Below are 924 nucleotides of genomic sequence, written 5' to 3'. Positions count from 1 at the left end.
ACCCGGAAGCTAAGCCTTTCAGCGCCGATGGTACTGCATGGGGGACCGTGTGGGAGAGTAGGACGCCGCCGAACAATATTTCAAGGACCCTTGGTCCCAGCGTTCACGCTGGGACCAAGGGTCCTTTTTTGTATTTCTGCCGAAGCGCGCCGGCCGTCCGGTTGCGCGAGAATGACTGCGGTACCCGAAGACAGGAGTCACGTCGATGCCCACCAACTACCCCGACGACCGTTCGGGTGGCGACCGCGGCGGTTTCCGCCGCGACGACCGACCGGCGTACCGGCGTGACGACCGCGGCGACGACCGGCGTGGTGCTGCCCCGCGCCGCGACGACCGTGGCGGCCGCCCGACCGGTGGCGGCTTCGGCCGTCGCGACGACCGCCCCTCGTTCCGCCGTGACGACGACCGTGGTGGCTTCCGTCGCGATGACCGTCGTGACGACCGCGGCCCGCGCCGTGACGACGACCGCGGTGGCCGCCCCTCCGGTGGCGGCTTCGGTCGCCGCGACGACCGCCCCTCGTTCCGTCGCGACGACGACCGTGGTGGTTTCCGTCGCGACGACCGTCGTGACGACCGCGGTCCCCGTCGTGACGACGACCGCGGTGGTTTCCGTGGTGGCCGTGACGAGCGCCGTGACGACCGTCCGGCCTTCCGTCGTGACGACCGCGCTCCGCGCCGTGACGACGACCGCGGTGGCCGCCCCTCCGGCGGTGGCTTCGGTCGCCGCGACGACCGCCCCTCGTTCCGTCGCGACGACGACCGCGGGCCCCGCCGCGATGACCGTGGTGGCTACGACCGTCCCCGCGGCGGCTTCCGCGGCGGCCGCGACGAGCGCCCGTCCTTCCCCCGCGATGACCGTGCCCCGCGTCGCGATGACGACCGCGGTGGCTTCCGTGGTGGTCGTGACGAGCGTCGTGACGACCG

At 72.5% G+C, this 924-nt stretch carries 1 rRNA gene and 1 pseudogene; one reads left to right on the top strand and one right to left on the bottom strand.

Going from position 1 to position 924, the window contains the following annotated elements:
* Nucleotides 1-74 (top strand): 5S ribosomal RNA (gene rrf, locus ACSNOG_RS32805); the annotation flags it as partial.
* Nucleotides 75-103: 29 nt separating this feature from the next.
* On the opposite strand, the pseudogene ACSNOG_RS32800 reads toward rrf, so the two are convergent.
* Nucleotides 104-924, bottom strand: a pseudogene (locus ACSNOG_RS32800) (hypothetical protein); the annotation flags it as partial.

Origin of the sequence: Streptomyces sp. URMC 124, assembly GCF_051386455.1 — a bacterium.
Classification (GTDB): Bacteria; Actinomycetota; Actinomycetes; order Streptomycetales; family Streptomycetaceae; genus Streptomyces.
This window is presented reverse-complemented; position numbering and strand designations above follow the sequence as displayed.